Genomic DNA, 15,083 nt, shown 5'->3' on the forward strand with positions numbered 1-15,083 from the left:
CCGGCTGACGCACACCGGCCCGCCGTACCGCCCGGGCCCCGGGCCGTACGGCAGGCCGGATCGACGGCCCGTCAGGACGCGTGGATGCCCTGCCCGGGGGCCAGGATCCCCGCCGGGTCGAAACGGCGCTTGGCCCGCACCACCCGCTCCCACAGCCCCCCGTAGTGACGCCGCCAGTCCGCCCCCGTCATCCCCGGCACCGCCCCGATCAGGTACCGCTTGCCGCCCAGCTCGACCGCCCGGTCGTACAGCCGCCGGTTGCGCTCCAGCATCGCCGCCGTGTCCGCCCCCGGCCCCGGGAACGCCAGCAGGTCGAAGTGCCAGCCCACCGCCTCCTGCGGCAGCACCGCCAGCGGCGCCCGCACCCGCTCCCGCGCGTACGGGTAGAACAGCAGCAGCCCCGCCCCCAGATCCGCCGCCGTCAGCACCTCGGCCGCCTCCGCCATGAACACCCGCGCCGTCGACGCGGGCAGGAACACGCTCAGCCACGGCTTCGCCAGCCCCCACAGCCCCGCCGCCCGCAGGTACCCCGCGAACGCGTCCACCCGGAACGCGTACTCGCGCCAGCCCTGCTCCACCACCGACACCCCGCCCGCCGCCGGCGACAGCCCCGCCGGCAGCGCCTCCCGGTCCACCGCCTGCCCCGCGTCCGCGAACGCCACCAGCTCCGCCTTGTACCGCCACCGCGACCCGTCCGCGCTGCGCTCCACGTCGCCGACCTGCAGGTCGAACCGGCCCTGGGCCAGCACCTTCTCCTGGTCGGCCAGGTAGGTGTCCAGGTCGTCGTAGAACAGCTGGAACACGTGGGCGCGCTCGCGCACCGGCACCAGCGCCAGCGTCGCCCGCACGATGATCCCGGCCTGCCCGCCGCCGGCCAGCACCGCCTCGAACAGTTCCCGCTCGCGCGCGGGCGACGCCGTCACCAGCTCCCCGGTGCCGGTCACCACCTCCACCTCCAGCACCCGGTCCGCCTGCAGGCCGTAGCGCTGCACCGCGCCGCCGATCCCGCCCACGCTCAGCGTCCCGCCCACCGAAAGGTGCAGATAGTCCGTCAGGCACGGCGGCACCCAGCCCTGCGCCAGCCCCGCCTCGACCACCTGCGCCCAGGTCGCCCCGGCCTCCACCACCGCACGCCCGGGCCGCACCGAGACGACCTTCGACAGGCCGCGCGCGTCGATCGCGATCCCGCCGCGGGGGTTGGCCTGCCCGTAGCTGGAGTGCGACTCCAGCCCCGCCTCGCCGACCTGCGCCACGTCCCCGCTCTGCCCGTTGACCGCCACCGGGATCCGGTGCCGGGCGGCGAACGCCACCACCCGCTGCACATCGCGCACCGAGCCGGGCCGCAGCACCGCCCGCGGCGCCGCGGACACCAGGTGCCCGAAATCGGAGGAGAACCGCTCCAGATCCGCCCCCTGCAGCGTCACCACCCCGTCCAGGGCGGGAAGTCGCGCGACACCGGCACCCGGCTCGGCGGCCCACGCCCGCGCCGAGGTGTCCCAGCCGACGACGGCGCCGCCCGCACCCGCGGCGGCACCGGCGAGAAGCGCACGCCGCGACAGCCCTGACCTGCTCATATAAGAATCTCTCCGATCAGTCGTCACAAAGGGATTGTCGTACCGCAACCATCCCGCGGCCACCTACCGCCCCGCACGCCCCGCCTGCTGCTCCGTCAGCCGAAGGTCCGTCACCGTGTGCTCCCACATCCGCACCTGGTACGCCGGCGCGCCGGCCGGGATGCTCGCCGCCGCCGCCCGGGCCTGCGCCAGCAGCGCCTCCCGCGCCTCGGGCAGGTGCGCCACCCGCGGGCCCTCGGCCGCCTCCCGCAGCACCAGGGCCAGCTTGAAGGCGTACACCTGCGGGCTCACCGCGAACAGCGTCCGGTACACCCACAGCCCCTCCTCGCCGTGCAGCACCCGCTCGTTGTGGCTCAGCAGCCGCACGCGCGCCTTCAGCACCAGGTCCCCGTGCACGTTCGTCCCGCTCATGGGTGTGTCCCCCTTCGTCGCTTCGCTCGCTCCCCGCCCCCCTCCTCACGCGGCCCGCGGGCACGACGGCGCCACGCACCGGCCGCCCGCAGCGGGGCGACGGCACGTCAGGCCGTGGAGAGGGGGAGGGGATGTCGCACGAGTCTGCGGGCCGCGCCCACCGCGCGGCAAGACGAAAACGGGGTGCGCTGCGTCCTACCGAAACCTTGCCTGACCTGGCAGGATTGGGGTCGGCACCCTCCCGGGGCCCGGGGAAGGGGCCGCCGGCGGGAAGCCCTGGCGGCGGCCGGACTAGCCTGGGCGCATGTTCATTCTCGAGCTGAGCTACACCGCACCGCTGGAGCAGATCGACGCCGCGCTGGCGCAGCACGTCGCGTGGCTGGAGGCGCACTACGCGGCGGGCACCTTCCTCGCCTCGGGGCGCAAGGTGCCGCGCGACGGCGGGATCATCCTGGCGGTGGGGGAGGACCGGGCCGCGATCGAGGCGCTGGTGGCCACCGACCCGTTCGTGGTCGCCGGGCTGACCGCGTACACGGTGACGGAGTTCCTCGCCACCACCACCGCGCCCGTCCTGGACGCCTACCGCCAGCAGCTGCCCGGCTGAGCCCGCGGGAAAGAGTTGTGCCGCCGTGCCCCGGACCGCCTGCCGCGGTTCGGGGCACCGTCGCGTTCTGGCTACGATCGGTGAGCACGGGCAAGGACGGGTACGGCACACAAGTCGCAAATCGGCGGGAGTAGACGGATGGCACACGCACGGGCCGGGCAGCCGGCGCAGCCCGGTGACCTGGTGGACGTGGCGCGGCTGGTGACGGCGTACTACGCGCTGCGCCCGGATCCGCAGGAGCCCGGGCAGCGGGTGGCGTTCGGGACCTCGGGGCACCGGGGCTCGTCGCTGGACGCGGCGTTCAACGAGGACCACATCGCCGCGACCACGCAGGCGATCTGCGAGTACCGCGCCGAACAGGGCGTCGGCGGGCCGCTGTTCCTGGGCGCGGACACCCACGCCCTCTCGGAGCCGGCCAAGGTCACCGCCCTGGAGGTGCTGGCCGCCAACGGCGTGCACGTGCTGATCGACGCCGCCGACGGCTACACCCCCACCCCGGCGGTCTCCCACGCGATCCTCGCCCACAACCGGCGCAGCCCCCGCGCGCTGGCCGACGGCATCGTGGTCACCCCCTCGCACAACCCGCCGCGCGACGGCGGCTTCAAGTACAACCCGCCCAGCGGGGGCCCGGCCGGATCCGAGGCCACCGGGCGCATCCAGGACCGCGCCAACGAGCTGATCCGCGAGGGCCTGCGCGGGGTGAGGAAGGTCCCCTACGCGCGGGCCCTGAACGCGGCCACCACCGCCCGCCACGACTACCTGGGCGCCTACGTCCAGGACCTGCCCTCCGTCCTGGACCTGGACGCGGTGCGGGCGGCGGGCCTGCGCATCGGCGCGGACCCGCTGGGCGGGGCGTCGGTGGCCTACTGGGCGCGCATCGCCGAGACCCACCGCCTGGACCTGACCGTCGTCAACCCGCTCACCGACCCGACCTGGCGGTTCATGACCCTGGACTGGGACGGCAAGATCCGCATGGACTGCTCCTCGCCGTCCGCGATGGCCTCCCTCATCACCCGCCGCGACCAGTACGCCATCGCCACCGGCAACGACGCCGACGCCGACCGGCACGGCATCGTCACCCCCGACGGCGGCCTGATGAACCCCAACCACTACCTCGCGGTGGCCGTCGACTACCTCTACCGCCACCGCGCCGACTGGCCCGCCGACGCCGGCATCGGCAAGACCCTGGTCTCCTCCTCGATGCTCGACCGCGTCGCCGCCGACCTCGGCCGCACCCTGGTCGAAGTCCCGGTCGGCTTCAAGTGGTTCGTCGACGGCCTGCTGGAGGGCTCGATCGGCTTCGGCGGCGAGGAGAGCGCCGGCGCCTCCTTCCTGCGCCGCGACGGCGGGGTGTGGACCACCGACAAGGACGGCATCCTGCTGGCCCTGCTCGCCTCCGAGATCACCGCCGTCACCGGCACCACCCCCAGCGCCCGCTACGGCGAACTGACCAAGCGCCACGGCGCCCCCGCCTACGCCCGCGTCGACGCCCCCGCCGACCGCGAGCAGAAGGCCCGCCTGGCCCGCCTGTCCCCCGAACGGGTCGGCGCCGGCGAACTCGCCGGGGAGAAGATCACCGCCGTCCTCGCCAACGCCCCCGGCAACGGCGCCGCCATCGGCGGCATCAAGGTCTGCACCGACAACGCCTGGTTCGCCGCCCGCCCCTCCGGCACCGAGGACGTCTACAAGATCTACGCCGAGTCCTTCCACGGCCCCGACCACCTCGCCCGGGTCCAGGACGAGGCCCGCGCCCTGGTCGGCGAGGTCCTCGGGAACTGAACCCGCCCCAGCCCCGGGCCGGCCGACACCGGCCCGGGGCACCGCACGACCGCCGACACCGCACCCGGCCGCCCGGCACCGCACCCGGCCGCTCAGGGCCGTACCGGCACCGCCGCCACCACGGGCCCGGCCCGGCGCTCGTCACGCGTGGTCGCCGCCGCCACCGCGCACGCCGCCACCGCCAGCACCGCCGCCGCCAGCGGGAACCACCGCCCGCCCAGCACCGCGACCGCCGCCGACCCCACCGCACCCCCGGCCGCCGTCCCCAGGTACAGCGCACTGCTGTTCAGCGAGATCAGCAGCGGCGCGCTCGCCGGATCGATCGACGCCAACCGGTGCGGCAGCGCCACCGACACCGCCCACCCCGCCAGCGGCACCACCATCGCGTACACCAGCGCCCCCGGCATGCTGCGCCCCAGCCACGGCAGTGCGGCGAACGCGCCCGCCGCCACGGCCGAGCCGGCCAGCAGTACCCGCCGCACCCCCGCCCGGTCCACCAGGCGCCCGCCCAGCCAGCTGCCGGCCACCGACATCACGCCGCAGGTCAGCAGGACGAGGCTCAGCCGGTTGGCGTCGCCGCCGGTGGCACCCGAGACGGCGGTGGCCAGGTAGATGTAGACGCTCTGGAAGGCGAGGAAGAACACCAGCGTGGTGGCGGCCGCGCCCAGCACCCGGCGCTGGGCCAGCGGCGCCAGGCGGGCGGCGAGGGTGGGGGCGGCGGCGGGGGCGGGCAGGTCGCGCAGCAGCACCGCCAGGCCGGCCAGCGCGGCCACGCCCAGGGCGGTGACCAGCCACATCGTCAGCCGCCAGTCGGCGCGCCCCACCCAGGTGCCCAGCGGCACGCCCAGGGCGGTGGCCACCGTCATCCCGCCGAGCACGGTCGCCAGCGCCCGTCCGCGCCGTTCGGGGGCGACCAGGGTGGTGGCCACCGCGTTGGCGGTCGGCGTGTAGAGGGCGGCGCCGGCGGCCGCCAGCACCCGGGTGGCCAGCAGCAGGCCGTAGGTGGGGGCGAGCGCGCTGAGCGCGTTGGCCGCGCTGAACACCGCGAGCGCGCTCAGCAGCAGGCGCCGGCGCGGCCAGCGGGCGGTGAGCGCGGCCAGGACCGGGGCCAGCAGCGCGTAGCCGAGCGCGAAGACGGTGACCAGCTGGCCGGCGGCCGGCACCGACACCCCCAGGTCGGCGGAGATCGGGCCGAGGATGCCGGCGACGACCATCGAGTCGGTGCCCATGGCGAAGGTGCCGAGGGCGAGCAGGAGCAGACGTACGGGCACGGGTGGCCCCCCCGATGACAGATTGTTGGATGGACGTGCAACAGTTTGAAGCTCGTCAAACACTCGGGGATGGGTGGATGATTGTCAAACCATTCATTCCCCGTCATTCCCAGCGGCCCGGAGGCTGAGCGCCATGAGCGTCACGAGTGTCACGAGCGCGGCGAGTGTCATGGGCGGGGACGAGCGGCTTCCCCAGCCCGCCGCCGCCGACATCGACCTCGTCACCGTCCTGCACGCCCTCGGCGACCCGGTCCGCCTCACCCTGCTGCTCAGCTACGCCGACGATGCCGAGCACTCCTGCGACCCCCGCGGCCTCGGCCTGGAGCACCTGCACAAGTCGACCGTCTCCCACCACATGCGCGTCCTGCGCGAAGCCGGCGTCACCACCACCCGCGTCGCCGGCCGCAACCGCTTCGTGCGCCTGCGCCGCGCCGACCTCGACACCCGCTTCCCCGGCCTGCTCGACGCCCTCCTCGCGGCGGCCGCGACTCCCGCCTGAGCAGCCGGAATCGCACCCTGGGGCGCCGGGGGAGGCGCCGGGGGAGCGCCCGGGCGCACGCGCAACTCCAGTGCGCGGCAACTCCGCTGCCGGGGCCGTGGCCCGGCTCATGGCGCCTGGTTCCGCGACGAGGCCGGGCGCGCGGCCGGCGCGCGCCCGGCGTCGCCATCGCCGTCCTGCGGGCCGTGCCGGGCGTGGCTGTCGTCCGAAGGCGCGTTGCCGGAGGGCGGGTTACCGGAAGGCCGGGGCGAGGGTGCGGGCGAGGGTCGCCACCGGGGGGAGGAAGCGGGCTGCGGCCTCGCCCAGCAGATGGGTGTGCAGGGCGCGCTGGTGGGCGGCGCCGACGAGCAGGAGGGCCGCGGCCGACGGGTCGAGCGCGGCGGGGAGCCGGCCGGCGCCCTGGCGGGCACGGACGGCGCCGGCGACCGCCCCGAGGGCGAGGTGCGGGCCGAGTTCGCCGTCGCGCTCGGCGAGCAGCCCGCGCAGCCCGGCGTCGGACTGGACGGCGCCGAGGATCGGCATGATCCGGCGGTAGAACTGTTCGAGGCGGGTGAGCAGCGCGGCGAGGTCGGCCTCCAGGTCGGCTTCGGGAGCGTCGGCCTCGGGTTCGGCCTCCGGTGTGCCGAGGATGGCCGTCGCGTCGGCGAAGGCCGGCAGGTGCAGCCCGATGACGGCCTGGAGCAGGCCCAGTCGGTCGCCGAAGTGGTAGAAGATGCTCGACTCCGCGACGCCCGCCCGGCGCGCGATCTCCTTGGTGGACAGCGCCAGTCCGGCCTCCCCGAGCACCTCCTCGGTCGCCTTGAGTACCGCCTCCCGTACCCCGGTCGAGGGCCGACCGCTTCGCGCCTGGGCCATGCCCGGCCTCCGTCTCTCCATGCCGTCCCGACTACTTGAGTAATCGCTCAGTAAGAGGTTAACTTACTGATGGATCGCTCAGTAAGTCGCTCGGCGATCCGCTTGCCACCGCATGTGGCAATCCGTTTCGGCAGTCCGTTTCGGCAGTCCGTTTCGGCAGTTCGCCTGGCATCCGCCTCGGGAGGGGACCCCCATGACCACCGTCGAGTACCGCAAGAACGCCGTCCGCCGCCTCTACAAGGCACTTGAGGCCGGGGATGTGGACGTCGCCGACGAGCTGTTCACCGCCGACTTCGTCACCAGCGAGGGCCTGCACCAGAACGTCCGCGGCCCGCAGGGCTTCAAGGACGCCATCCGCGAGGTGCACGCCACCCACAGCGACCCGTCGTTCGAGATCCTCGACCTGCTCGGCGAGGGCGAGGACGTCGTCGTGCGCTGGCGGATGACGGCCACCCACACCGGCCCGCTGATGGGCCTGCCGGCCACCGGCAAGCGCGTCAGCACGGAGGCCTTCGCCCTGTTCCGCTTCGTCGGCGACCGCATCAGCGAGCGGCACGCCGTCATCGACCGGCTCGGCCTGGTGCAGCAGCTCAAGGGCGAGTGACCCGGGGCCGGGTGCCCCGGCTGCCGCCCGGGGCCCGGCGCCCGGGCCTCGCGTAGGGTACGGCTCCGTACGGCTCCCGTACGGCTCCGGGCGCATCCGGGGCGCCGGGGGACAGCGGGAAGGACGGATCGTGCCGATCAGGGGCGTGCTCTTCGACGTCGACGACACCTTGTTCGACTACTCGGGGTCGGAGGAGACCGGCATCCTCGCCCACCTGCGGGACCTGGGCCTGCTGGGCCGCTTCCCGGCGCCCGCGGCGGCGGTGGCGCTGTGGCGCGGCGTCATGGAGGAGCAGTACGCGCGGTTCCTGGCCGGCGAGCTGACCTTCGCGGGCCAGCAGTACGAGCGCACCCGGCAGTTCCTCGCCCGCCTGGGCGAGGACGACGCCGAGCACCTGTCCGACGAGCGGGCCGCCGCCTGGTTCGCCGGGTACGCGGCGCACCGCGACGCGGCCTGGGCCGCGTTCCCGGACGCCGCGCCGGTGCTGGCCGCGCTCGCGCCCGCCTACCGGCTCGGGATCGTCTCCAACTCCTCGGCCGGCCACCAGCGCGGCAAGCTGCGGGCCGTCGGCCTGCTGGGTCACTTCGACGACGCCGTGCTGGTCTGCTCCGACGAGCACGGCGAGGCCAAGCCCGCCCCGGGCATCTTCCGGGCCGGCTGCGCGCGCCTGGGCCTGGCCCCGCACGAGGTCGCCTACGTGGGGGACAAGTACGACCTCGACGCGCTCGGCGCCCGCGACGCGGGCCTGCACGCCTTCTGGCTCGACCGGTCCGCCGACGGTGCCCCGGTGGCGGACGGCGTGCACGTCCTGCACTCCCTCGAGGCCCTGCCCGCCGCCCTGGGCGCGGCCCCGAGCGAGGGCTGACGGTCCCGTTCCGCCGTCCGCCGTCCGCCGTCCGCCGGGCGTCCGTTCGCCGGGGCCGCACCCGCCCCGCACCGGGGTTTCCCCGGGGCCGGGGGAGCGAGCCGCCCCGGGCAGGCCCCACGCGTCCGTGACCTACAGTCAGATCATGCGCGCACACAGCGATCCCGGCAGGTCCGGGGGGCACCTGCCCACCCTCACCGCCCTGCGCTTCGCCGCCGCCCTCGCCGTCTTCCTCTTCCACGCCTTCCTCACCGCCGACCCGCTGCGCCCGCAGGCACCCCTCACCTTCTTCGCCGACCGGCCCCTCGCCGGCACGCTCGCCCACGCCACCTCCAAGGCCGGGTACGCCGGAGTGTCCTTCTTCTTCGTCCTCAGCGGCTTCGTCCTGACCCGGTCGGCCCGGGAGGGGGAGAAGCCGGGCGCCTTCTGACGCCGGCGCCTGGCCCGGATCTACCCCACCCACCTGGTGATGTGGGCGGCCGCGCTCCTGCTGTTCGCCCAGACCGCACCGATGCGCACCTGGCTGCCCAACCTCCTGCTCGTGCACGCCGAATCACCCGACCCCAACATCAACTCGGGTATGAACATGCCCAGTTGGTCGCTCTGCTGCGAGCTGCTGTTCTACCTGCTCTTCCCGCTCCTGCACCGCACGCTGCGCCGCCTGCCCGACCGGGGCCTGCGGCCGGCCATCGCCCTGGCCCTGACGGCCGCCGCGGCCGTGGCCGCCGCCGACGACGCCCTGCTGCCCGACCGGCCCCGGATCCCCCAACTACCGGTATCCCTCGACCAGTTGTGGTTCGGCTACCTCTTCCCGCCGGCCCGCCTGCCGGAGTTCGTCCTCGGCATGCTCCTCGCCCGGGCCGTCGCCGCCGGCCTCGCCCCGCGCCCCGGCCTCACCCCCGCCGCCCTCCTCATCGCGCCCGCCTACGCGCTCACCCTCGCTGTCCCCTCGCCGTACGACTTCACCCGGCCCATGCTGGTGCCGCTGGCCCTGCTCGTCTGCGCCGCCGCCCACCGCGACCTCCACCACCCCGCCCCCGCCCGCCCGCCCGTTCGGGCAGTGGCTCGGGGGCGTCTCCTTCGGCTTCTACCTCTGCCAGGGCGTCGTCCTCTTCCACGGCCGCCCGCTGCTCCTGGACGAGCGCACCTACCCCGCCCCGGTCGCGGCCGCTCTCACGCCGGCGGCGTTCGCGGTGACGCTGGGGGCGGGGGCGCTGACGTACACGGTGGTGGAACGGCCCGCGGTGCGGCACCTGGCACGGGCGGGCACGGCGGCGCGGGGGAGGGAATGGGCGGGCTGAGCGGCGCCCGAACCGGCCCGGACGGCCCCGGCGGAGCGCACGTCGGGCCCCGGCCGCGGCGCCCGTGCGGGCCGGGGCGGCGCCGGGCCGCCGGGCCGGTGCGCCTACCGCGTGACCACCGCCCCGTCGTAGACGTTGTCCGGCGTGACGATCCCGGTGATCGCCCGGGCCAGGAGCGTGGACGGCTCCTGGCCCTGGACCGTGGAGTCGGTGTTGATCTCGACGACCAGCGTGGCCTGCTGCGCGGGCAGGTAGACGGTGACGGTCTCGTACCCCGGGATGGAGCCGTTGTGCCCGATCCACCCGTTGGCGTCGAAGATGCCCAGGCCGTAGCTCGTCCCGGGGAAGCCGGTGGGCAGGGTGGTGAGGCGCTGCGCCTGGGTCCCGGGGCTGAGCAGCCGCCCGGTGGCGAGGACCTCGGCCCAGTGCCGCAGGTCGTGCAGGTCGGAGATCATCGCCCCGGCCGCCCAGGCCCAGCTGGGGTTCCAGTCGGTGGCGTCGGCGGTGGCGCCGCTGAGCGTCTGGTCGGTGTAGCCGCGCGGGTGCGGCTGCGGGAACTCGGGGCCCTGCGGCAGCAGGGTGCGGTGCAGCCGGGAGGGTCGCAGCACCCGCTCGCGCAGGAACTCGGCGAGCGGGCGCCCGCCGGCCTTCTCGACCACCAGGCCGAGCAGGACGAGGTTGGTGTTGGAGTACTGGAACTCCTGGCCCGGGTCGAAGGTGTTGTCGTGCCTGAAGCCGTAGGCGAGCGCCTGCTGCGGGGTGAAGGAGCGCTGCGGGTCGCTCAGCAGGTCGTGGATGAAGTCCGGGTCGGAGGTGTACGGGAACAGGCCGCTGCGCATCTCGGCGAGCTGGCGCAGCGTGATGCAGTCGCCGTTCGGCACGCCGTCGACGTAGGCGGAGATCGGGTCGTCCAGGCCGACGCGGTGTTCGTCGACGAGTTCGAGCAGCGCGGTGACGGTGAAGGTCTTGGTCTCGCTGCCGATGCGGACGTAGGAGTCGGTGCGCATCGGCGCGCCGGTGGCGGTGTCGGCGACGCCGGTGGCGCGCACGTAGCACCCCCGGCCGGGCATCCACAGGCCGACGACGACGCCGGGGATGGCGGCCTGGCGGCGCACGGACTCGATGGCGGTGTCCAGGCGGGCGGTCAGGTCGGGGTCGAGCCCGTCGGGCGGGCAGTCGTCCCCGCCGTGGCGGGTGTCGTACCGGTGGTTGCCCGTGGGGTGGACTCCCGCGGGGCGGGCGGTCGCGGTGGCGGGGGCCGCCGTGATCGGGGCCAGCACGGATGCCACGACCAGGGTGGCGGCGAACAGCCTGCGGTGGTGGGTGCGTCGCACGTCGGGGCGCCTTTTCGGGTCGGGGGAGCGGACCCACGCCAGCATCACCAGCCCGACCGGCCGGGTACGCCCCCGCGCGGGACGCGTCCTGGCGAATCCACCCGTACGGAGCCCGCGCCTGGCCCATGCGGCCCCGTACCGCCACGCGGTCGGTCCCGGTGCGGGCGCGCCGCCGGTTCCCCGGGCGGGCGGCGGTGCGGGACTGGGTCGGCGGTCGGGTTCGGGGGTTCAGAGGCTGCGGGCGGTGGTGTCGCCGTGCGGGGTGGTGGCGCGGATGTCCAGGACGGCAGTGATCGCGGCGGGGGTGTCGAACTTCTGCACGGTGTTCTCCGGTGTCCCGGTCGACGGTGTCTCGGCCGGCCGGTGCTTCGGCCGGCCGGTCGGGCGGTCTTTCTGACACTGGAAACGCTACGTTGCTTTCCTGGTCGCGCCAACATATTCGTTGCGTCAGACGGCCATATCTGCAGGTAGAATGCGGGAAGATGTTGCAACGGTTCTGTCGGTAACGCAACGACATGAGACTTGTTCATTGCAATGGGTGAGAGGTGAACGCTATCGTGGGGATCAAGGACCACCACGAGGCACCACCGAGGAGACCGCGATGCCGGGAGGCCGACTCACCCAGCAGGAACGCCAGCAGATCGCGCTGGGACTGGCCGACAGCCTCCCCTACGCCGAGATCGCCCGGCGCCTGGAACGCCCCACCTCCACCGTCACCCGCGAGGTGATGCGCAACGGAGGCCCCACCGCCTACCGCGCCGACCTGGCCCACCGCGCCACCGAACGCCGCGCCCACCGGCGCGGACCCGCCGCCGCCCGCGGGCCGCAGCCGGCCCCCCACGCCCACGGCCGCGACGCCGAGGCCGTGGCCGACTACGAGGAGACGCTCACCACCGTCATGATGGGCACGGGCCTGTCCAAGATGACGGCCCGGGTGCTGACCTGCCTGTTCGTCACCGACGCGGGCAGCCTCACCGCCTCCGACCTCGCCCACCGCCTCCAGGTCAGCCCCGCCTCCATCTCCAAGGCCATCGCCTTCCTGGAGAGCCAGAGCCTGGTGCGCCGCGAACGCGACGAACGCCGCCGCGACCGCTACATCGTCGACGACGAACTCTTCTACCAGGCGACCATCGCCAGCGCCCGCGCCAACGACCAACTCGTCGCCACCGCCCGCGAAGGCGTCGCCGTCCTCGGCGCCGGCACCCCCGCCGCCCACCGCCTGGAGAACGTCGCCCGCTTCCTCGACTTCATCAGCGAGAGCATCCTGCGCGCCGCCGAACAGGCCCGCGAGGTCCTGCACACCAAGCCCGCCGCGCCCGGCGGCACGTCCTCGCCGTCCTGAGACCCCGTCCGGGCGTGTACGCCCACTCAGGCGTCAGGCGCCGGGTGCCGGGTGCCGGGTGCCGGGCGTCAGGCGGCCGCCGGGGGCAGGTGGCGGGCCGCCACGAGATCGGCCATGGTGCGCAGCCGGGTGAAGTAGGCGGCGCAGTACTCCTCGTCGAGCACGGGCACGGCCCGGCCGAGGCCGGCGATGCACGCCCACAGGACGGCGACGCCGTCGGCGTCGAGTCCACCGCCCAGCTCCCGCTCGACGAGGCCGGCCACCTCGGCGTCCAGTTGGATCAGGTCCGCGCCGTCGATGTCCACGCCGCGAAAGCTCTCCGGGAACGGGGCCTGCCGGTGCTCCTCCCACAGACGGGCCAGGCGCTCCTGCGGCTCGCCCGGACCGGGCTCCCCAGCAGCCGGCCCCTGAGACGGCGGGCCCAGCAGCAGGGCGACGGTGTCGAACACGGCGCGCAGCAGGTCGACGGCCCTGAGCGGGTTCACGACGCCGCTGCTCACCGCACCCCGCGCGATCCGCTCACGCAGCCGCACCGCGCGCTCCAACTCCCCGACCAGGTAAGCCGGGACGAGCCCCGCGTCGCCGGCCCGCCGGACCAGCTCCCGCAACGGGGCGTCCTCGTCCGCCAGCCGCCCCGCCAGGACCTGCTCCAGGGCCGACAGGGAGTGGGTGACGGCCACGGTGGCGAACTCGTACCGGTAGAAGGAGTGCCGGATCAGCTCGCGGGAGGTCTCCAGCGCGCTCATGACGGACATCGACGCGCCCTCGGGCAGCACCAGCTCGGCGACCAGGGGATGCATGCCCGCGTAGTCGGGCACGACGCTGCGCACGCGCAGGTCCGGAACAGGAGTCTCCATCCCCGCAGTCTCCCCGCCCACGAGCCGCCGATGCCACCGGATTCGCACCCCGGCCCACGGGACGTACCCGCCGACTCCCCACCTGGCACAGTGTCAGGCCACTGATATAACGTAAAGCCCGAACAGCCTAGGACCGGGGGGCGGCCAGGGATGCGATCACCATGACCGACACCAGCAGCGGCAGCGGCACCGACGGCCCGGCCCAGGCCCCGCCCGACCTCCACGACCGCCTGGGCCACGCCATCAAACGGGCCGAACAGGCACTCATCGGCGAGAAGACCCGCGTGCTGCGCACCGTCGACCTGACGGTCCCCCAGTACGTCGCCCTGCTCGTCCTGCAGCAGTCCACCACCGGCCTGTCCGGCGCCCAGCTCGCCCGCGCGTGCATGGTCACGCCGCAGACCATGACGACGGTCCTCGCCAACCTGGAACACAAGGGCCTCATCACCCGCGAGACCTCCAGCGTCCACCGCAAGGTCCTCGTGGCCACGCTCACCCGCTCCGGCCGCACCCTGACCAGGAAGGCCGACACCCTGGCCCGCGCCGTCGAACAGCGCCTCGCCGACGCCCTCGACACCACCGAACAGGCCCAGCTGCGCCACCTCCTGGAACGCTCCACCGCCGCCCTGCGCGACACCGACCCAACCCCGGCCCGCGCCGCCCGCCACCCCGAGGAACCCCGATGACCGACACCCCCGCCGCCCTCGCCCCCGGCACCGTCCTGGTCCTGGTCGACCTCCAGCACTGGATCGTCAACCGCCCATCCGCCCCACTGACCGGCACCGCCGTAGTCCGCTCCGCCGCCCGCCTGAAAACCGCCTTCGAAACGGCCGGCCTGCCCGTCGTCCTGGTCCGCTACGCCCGCATCGACGGCAGCGACGGCGGCCCCGACTCCCACGCCAACCGCTTCGCGCCCGAGGTGGACGCCCGCCCCGGCAACGAGGTCGTCACCAAGTACGGCATCGACGCCTTCGAGGGCACCGACCTCGCCGACCGCCTGCGCCGCCTCGGCGCCACCGCCCTCGTCGTCGCGGGCATCACCACCGAGTACGGCGTCGGCGAGACCGTCCGCACCGCCGTCACCCTCGGCTACCCCACCACCGTCGCCGAGGACGCCGTCACCGCCCTGTCCGCCCCCGCCCACACCGCCGCCCTCCACACCTTCCGCGACCTGGGCGCCACCGTCACCGCCACCGACACCCTCCTCGCCACGCAGGCCTGACGAGGCACCGACGGCGCGGACCCCCCGCCGGCTCCGCTCACCCGCGCGCGGACAGCTGCGCGCGCACCCACTCCACCGGGGGATTGGTGTGCGCCCGCCCCGCCACGAAGACCGTCGGCACCGTCTCGTTGCCCTCGTTCACCGCCCGCGCGGCCGCCGCCCCCTCGGGATCGCGCCAGATGTCCACCCAGTGCAACCGGCGCGCATCGCGGCCCAGCCGCAACCGCAACCGCAGGCAGTACCTGCAGCCCGGCCGCCACAGGACCACCGGCCGCCCGTCGGCCGCGCTGCGCCGCTGCGCCTGCGCCACGCTCACCGAACGCGGGAAGACCAGCGGCGAGTTCACGAGCGCGCACAGCACGAACACCAGCAGGAACGCCGCCGCCGGCCCGAGGCTGCCCCGGGAGGCCAGCCCGGCCGCGACGACCGAGCCGCACAGCAGGAGCAGTACCGGCATGATCCAAGGGCGCGTCATCGGATGTCTCCGTGGATACCCCCGGCTTCAGCCGGGGGAGGAAACGGACCGCCCGCGTAGCGGGGCAGGGGACGGCGGGTCGTCGTAGAG

General features: G+C 74.7%; 16 protein-coding genes and 1 pseudogene. 10 read left to right on the forward strand and 7 right to left on the reverse strand.

The features are described from left to right. Window positions 1-71: 71 nt before the first annotated feature. Together ACIBEC_RS42585 and ACIBEC_RS42590 are read right to left on the reverse strand one after the other, a co-directional pair. Entirely contained in the window at window positions 72-1,574 is a 1,503-nt protein-coding gene (locus ACIBEC_RS42585; RefSeq protein ID WP_360509395.1) for an FAD-binding protein, read from the reverse strand. 63 nt (window positions 1,575-1,637) lie between these two features. Further along, complete coding sequence (locus tag ACIBEC_RS42590) at window positions 1,638-1,985, reverse strand: hypothetical protein (protein WP_360509397.1); 348 nt, start codon at window positions 1,983-1,985, stop codon at window positions 1,638-1,640. Between the two features lie 304 nt (window positions 1,986-2,289). Here ACIBEC_RS42590 and ACIBEC_RS42595 point away from each other — a divergent pair, with 304 nt between their 5' ends. Both ACIBEC_RS42595 and pgm read left to right on the forward strand, forming a co-directional pair. Continuing rightward, complete coding sequence (locus ACIBEC_RS42595) at window positions 2,290-2,589, forward strand: YciI family protein (protein ID WP_360509399.1); 300 nt, start codon at window positions 2,290-2,292, stop codon at window positions 2,587-2,589. 138 nt (window positions 2,590-2,727) lie between these two features. Then, a complete protein-coding gene (gene pgm, locus ACIBEC_RS42600; protein WP_360509401.1) occupies window positions 2,728-4,368 on the forward strand; it encodes a phosphoglucomutase (alpha-D-glucose-1,6-bisphosphate-dependent) in 1,641 nt (546 codons plus the stop codon). A 92-nt stretch (window positions 4,369-4,460) separates the two neighbouring features. Here pgm and ACIBEC_RS42605 read toward each other — a convergent pair whose 3' ends face one another. Next, entirely contained in the window at window positions 4,461-5,639 is a 1,179-nt protein-coding gene (locus ACIBEC_RS42605; RefSeq protein WP_360509402.1) for an MFS transporter, read from the reverse strand. Between the two features lie 133 nt (window positions 5,640-5,772). On the opposite strand from ACIBEC_RS42605, the gene ACIBEC_RS42610 reads away from it, so the two are divergent. Next, a complete protein-coding gene (locus ACIBEC_RS42610; protein ID WP_360509404.1) occupies window positions 5,773-6,138 on the forward strand; it encodes a transcriptional regulator in 366 nt (121 codons plus the stop codon). A gap of 231 nt (window positions 6,139-6,369) precedes the next feature. Here the strand turns inward: ACIBEC_RS42610 and ACIBEC_RS42615 are convergent, their stop codons facing one another. Next, on the reverse strand, window positions 6,370-6,993 hold the full coding sequence (locus ACIBEC_RS42615; RefSeq protein WP_360509406.1) for a helix-turn-helix domain-containing protein: 624 nt from the start codon (window positions 6,991-6,993) through the stop codon (window positions 6,370-6,372). Window positions 6,994-7,186: 193 nt separating this feature from the next. On the opposite strand from ACIBEC_RS42615, the gene ACIBEC_RS42620 reads away from it, so the two are divergent. The 4 genes and pseudogenes from ACIBEC_RS42620 to ACIBEC_RS42635 form a co-directional block, all read left to right on the forward strand. After that, window positions 7,187-7,597 carry an ester cyclase gene (locus tag ACIBEC_RS42620; protein ID WP_360509408.1) on the forward strand — a complete coding sequence of 137 codons (411 nt, stop codon included), beginning with the start codon at window positions 7,187-7,189 and terminating at the stop codon, window positions 7,595-7,597. Window positions 7,598-7,727: 130 nt separating this feature from the next. Next, a complete protein-coding gene (locus ACIBEC_RS42625) occupies window positions 7,728-8,462 on the forward strand; it encodes an HAD family hydrolase (protein WP_360509410.1) in 735 nt (244 codons plus the stop codon). A 145-nt stretch (window positions 8,463-8,607) separates the two neighbouring features. Then, the gene (locus ACIBEC_RS42630) at window positions 8,608-8,892 is read left to right on the forward strand and encodes a hypothetical protein (protein ID WP_360509412.1); all 285 of its coding nucleotides are present in this window, start codon (window positions 8,608-8,610) and stop codon (window positions 8,890-8,892) included. A 9-nt stretch (window positions 8,893-8,901) separates the two neighbouring features. Continuing rightward, window positions 8,902-9,450, forward strand: a pseudogene (locus tag ACIBEC_RS42635) (acyltransferase family protein); the annotation flags it as partial. A gap of 417 nt (window positions 9,451-9,867) precedes the next feature. Here ACIBEC_RS42635 and ACIBEC_RS42640 read toward each other — a convergent pair. Beyond that, window positions 9,868-11,097, reverse strand: coding sequence for a serine hydrolase domain-containing protein (locus tag ACIBEC_RS42640; protein WP_360509413.1), 1,230 nt, complete (start codon window positions 11,095-11,097; stop codon window positions 9,868-9,870). 601 nt (window positions 11,098-11,698) lie between these two features. Here ACIBEC_RS42640 and ACIBEC_RS42645 point away from each other — a divergent pair. Continuing rightward, window positions 11,699-12,439, forward strand: coding sequence for a helix-turn-helix domain-containing protein (locus ACIBEC_RS42645; RefSeq protein WP_396290370.1), 741 nt, complete (start codon window positions 11,699-11,701; stop codon window positions 12,437-12,439). A gap of 68 nt (window positions 12,440-12,507) precedes the next feature. On the opposite strand, the gene ACIBEC_RS42650 is transcribed toward ACIBEC_RS42645, so the two are convergent. Further along, window positions 12,508-13,296, reverse strand: a complete 789-nt coding sequence (locus tag ACIBEC_RS42650) for a hypothetical protein (protein ID WP_360509415.1) — start codon at window positions 13,294-13,296, stop codon at window positions 12,508-12,510. Window positions 13,297-13,457: 161 nt separating this feature from the next. Between ACIBEC_RS42650 and ACIBEC_RS42655 the strand changes: the two genes are divergently transcribed. Both ACIBEC_RS42655 and ACIBEC_RS42660 read left to right on the forward strand, forming a co-directional pair. Then, window positions 13,458-13,982: a MarR family transcriptional regulator gene (locus ACIBEC_RS42655; RefSeq protein WP_360509417.1), complete on the forward strand. Its 525-nt coding sequence runs from the start codon at window positions 13,458-13,460 to the stop codon at window positions 13,980-13,982. Beyond that, window positions 13,979-14,518 (forward strand): cysteine hydrolase, encoded by a 540-nt coding sequence (locus ACIBEC_RS42660; protein ID WP_360509419.1) that lies wholly within the window; start codon window positions 13,979-13,981, stop codon window positions 14,516-14,518. Before ACIBEC_RS42655 ends, ACIBEC_RS42660 begins: the two co-directional genes overlap by 4 nt. Window positions 14,519-14,555: 37 nt before the next feature. Here the strand turns inward: ACIBEC_RS42660 and ACIBEC_RS42665 are convergent, their stop codons facing one another. Beyond that, window positions 14,556-14,993, reverse strand: a complete 438-nt coding sequence (locus tag ACIBEC_RS42665) for a glutaredoxin domain-containing protein (protein ID WP_360509421.1) — start codon at window positions 14,991-14,993, stop codon at window positions 14,556-14,558. Window positions 14,994-15,083 lie beyond the last annotated feature (90 nt).

This window comes from Kitasatospora sp. NPDC051164 (assembly GCF_044455625.1).
Taxonomy (GTDB): domain Bacteria; phylum Actinomycetota; class Actinomycetes; order Streptomycetales; family Streptomycetaceae; genus Kitasatospora.

What these genes read in the sequence shown, in the direction of transcription:
- ACIBEC_RS42585 (WP_360509395.1), bottom strand. Translation starts at nt 1,574, where the DNA reads ATGAGCAGGTCAGGGCTGTCGCGGCGTGCGCTTCTCGCCGGTGCCGCC.
- ACIBEC_RS42590 (WP_360509397.1), bottom strand. Translation starts at nt 1,985, where the DNA reads ATGAGCGGGACGAACGTGCACGGGGACCTGGTGCTGAAGGCGCGCGTG.
- ACIBEC_RS42595 (WP_360509399.1), top strand. Translation starts at nt 2,290, where the DNA reads ATGTTCATTCTCGAGCTGAGCTACACCGCACCGCTGGAGCAGATCGAC.
- pgm (WP_360509401.1), top strand. Translation starts at nt 2,728, where the DNA reads ATGGCACACGCACGGGCCGGGCAGCCGGCGCAGCCCGGTGACCTGGTG.
- ACIBEC_RS42610 (WP_360509404.1), top strand. Translation starts at nt 5,773, where the DNA reads ATGAGCGTCACGAGTGTCACGAGCGCGGCGAGTGTCATGGGCGGGGAC.
- ACIBEC_RS42615 (WP_360509406.1), bottom strand. Translation starts at nt 6,993, where the DNA reads ATGGCCCAGGCGCGAAGCGGTCGGCCCTCGACCGGGGTACGGGAGGCG.
- ACIBEC_RS42620 (WP_360509408.1), top strand. Translation starts at nt 7,187, where the DNA reads ATGACCACCGTCGAGTACCGCAAGAACGCCGTCCGCCGCCTCTACAAG.
- ACIBEC_RS42630 (WP_360509412.1), top strand. Translation starts at nt 8,608, where the DNA reads ATGCGCGCACACAGCGATCCCGGCAGGTCCGGGGGGCACCTGCCCACC.
- ACIBEC_RS42645 (WP_396290370.1), top strand. Translation starts at nt 11,699, where the DNA reads ATGCCGGGAGGCCGACTCACCCAGCAGGAACGCCAGCAGATCGCGCTG.
- ACIBEC_RS42650 (WP_360509415.1), bottom strand. Translation starts at nt 13,296, where the DNA reads ATGGAGACTCCTGTTCCGGACCTGCGCGTGCGCAGCGTCGTGCCCGAC.
- ACIBEC_RS42655 (WP_360509417.1), top strand. Translation starts at nt 13,458, where the DNA reads ATGACCGACACCAGCAGCGGCAGCGGCACCGACGGCCCGGCCCAGGCC.
- ACIBEC_RS42660 (WP_360509419.1), top strand. Translation starts at nt 13,979, where the DNA reads ATGACCGACACCCCCGCCGCCCTCGCCCCCGGCACCGTCCTGGTCCTG.
- ACIBEC_RS42665 (WP_360509421.1), bottom strand. Translation starts at nt 14,993, where the DNA reads ATGACGCGCCCTTGGATCATGCCGGTACTGCTCCTGCTGTGCGGCTCG.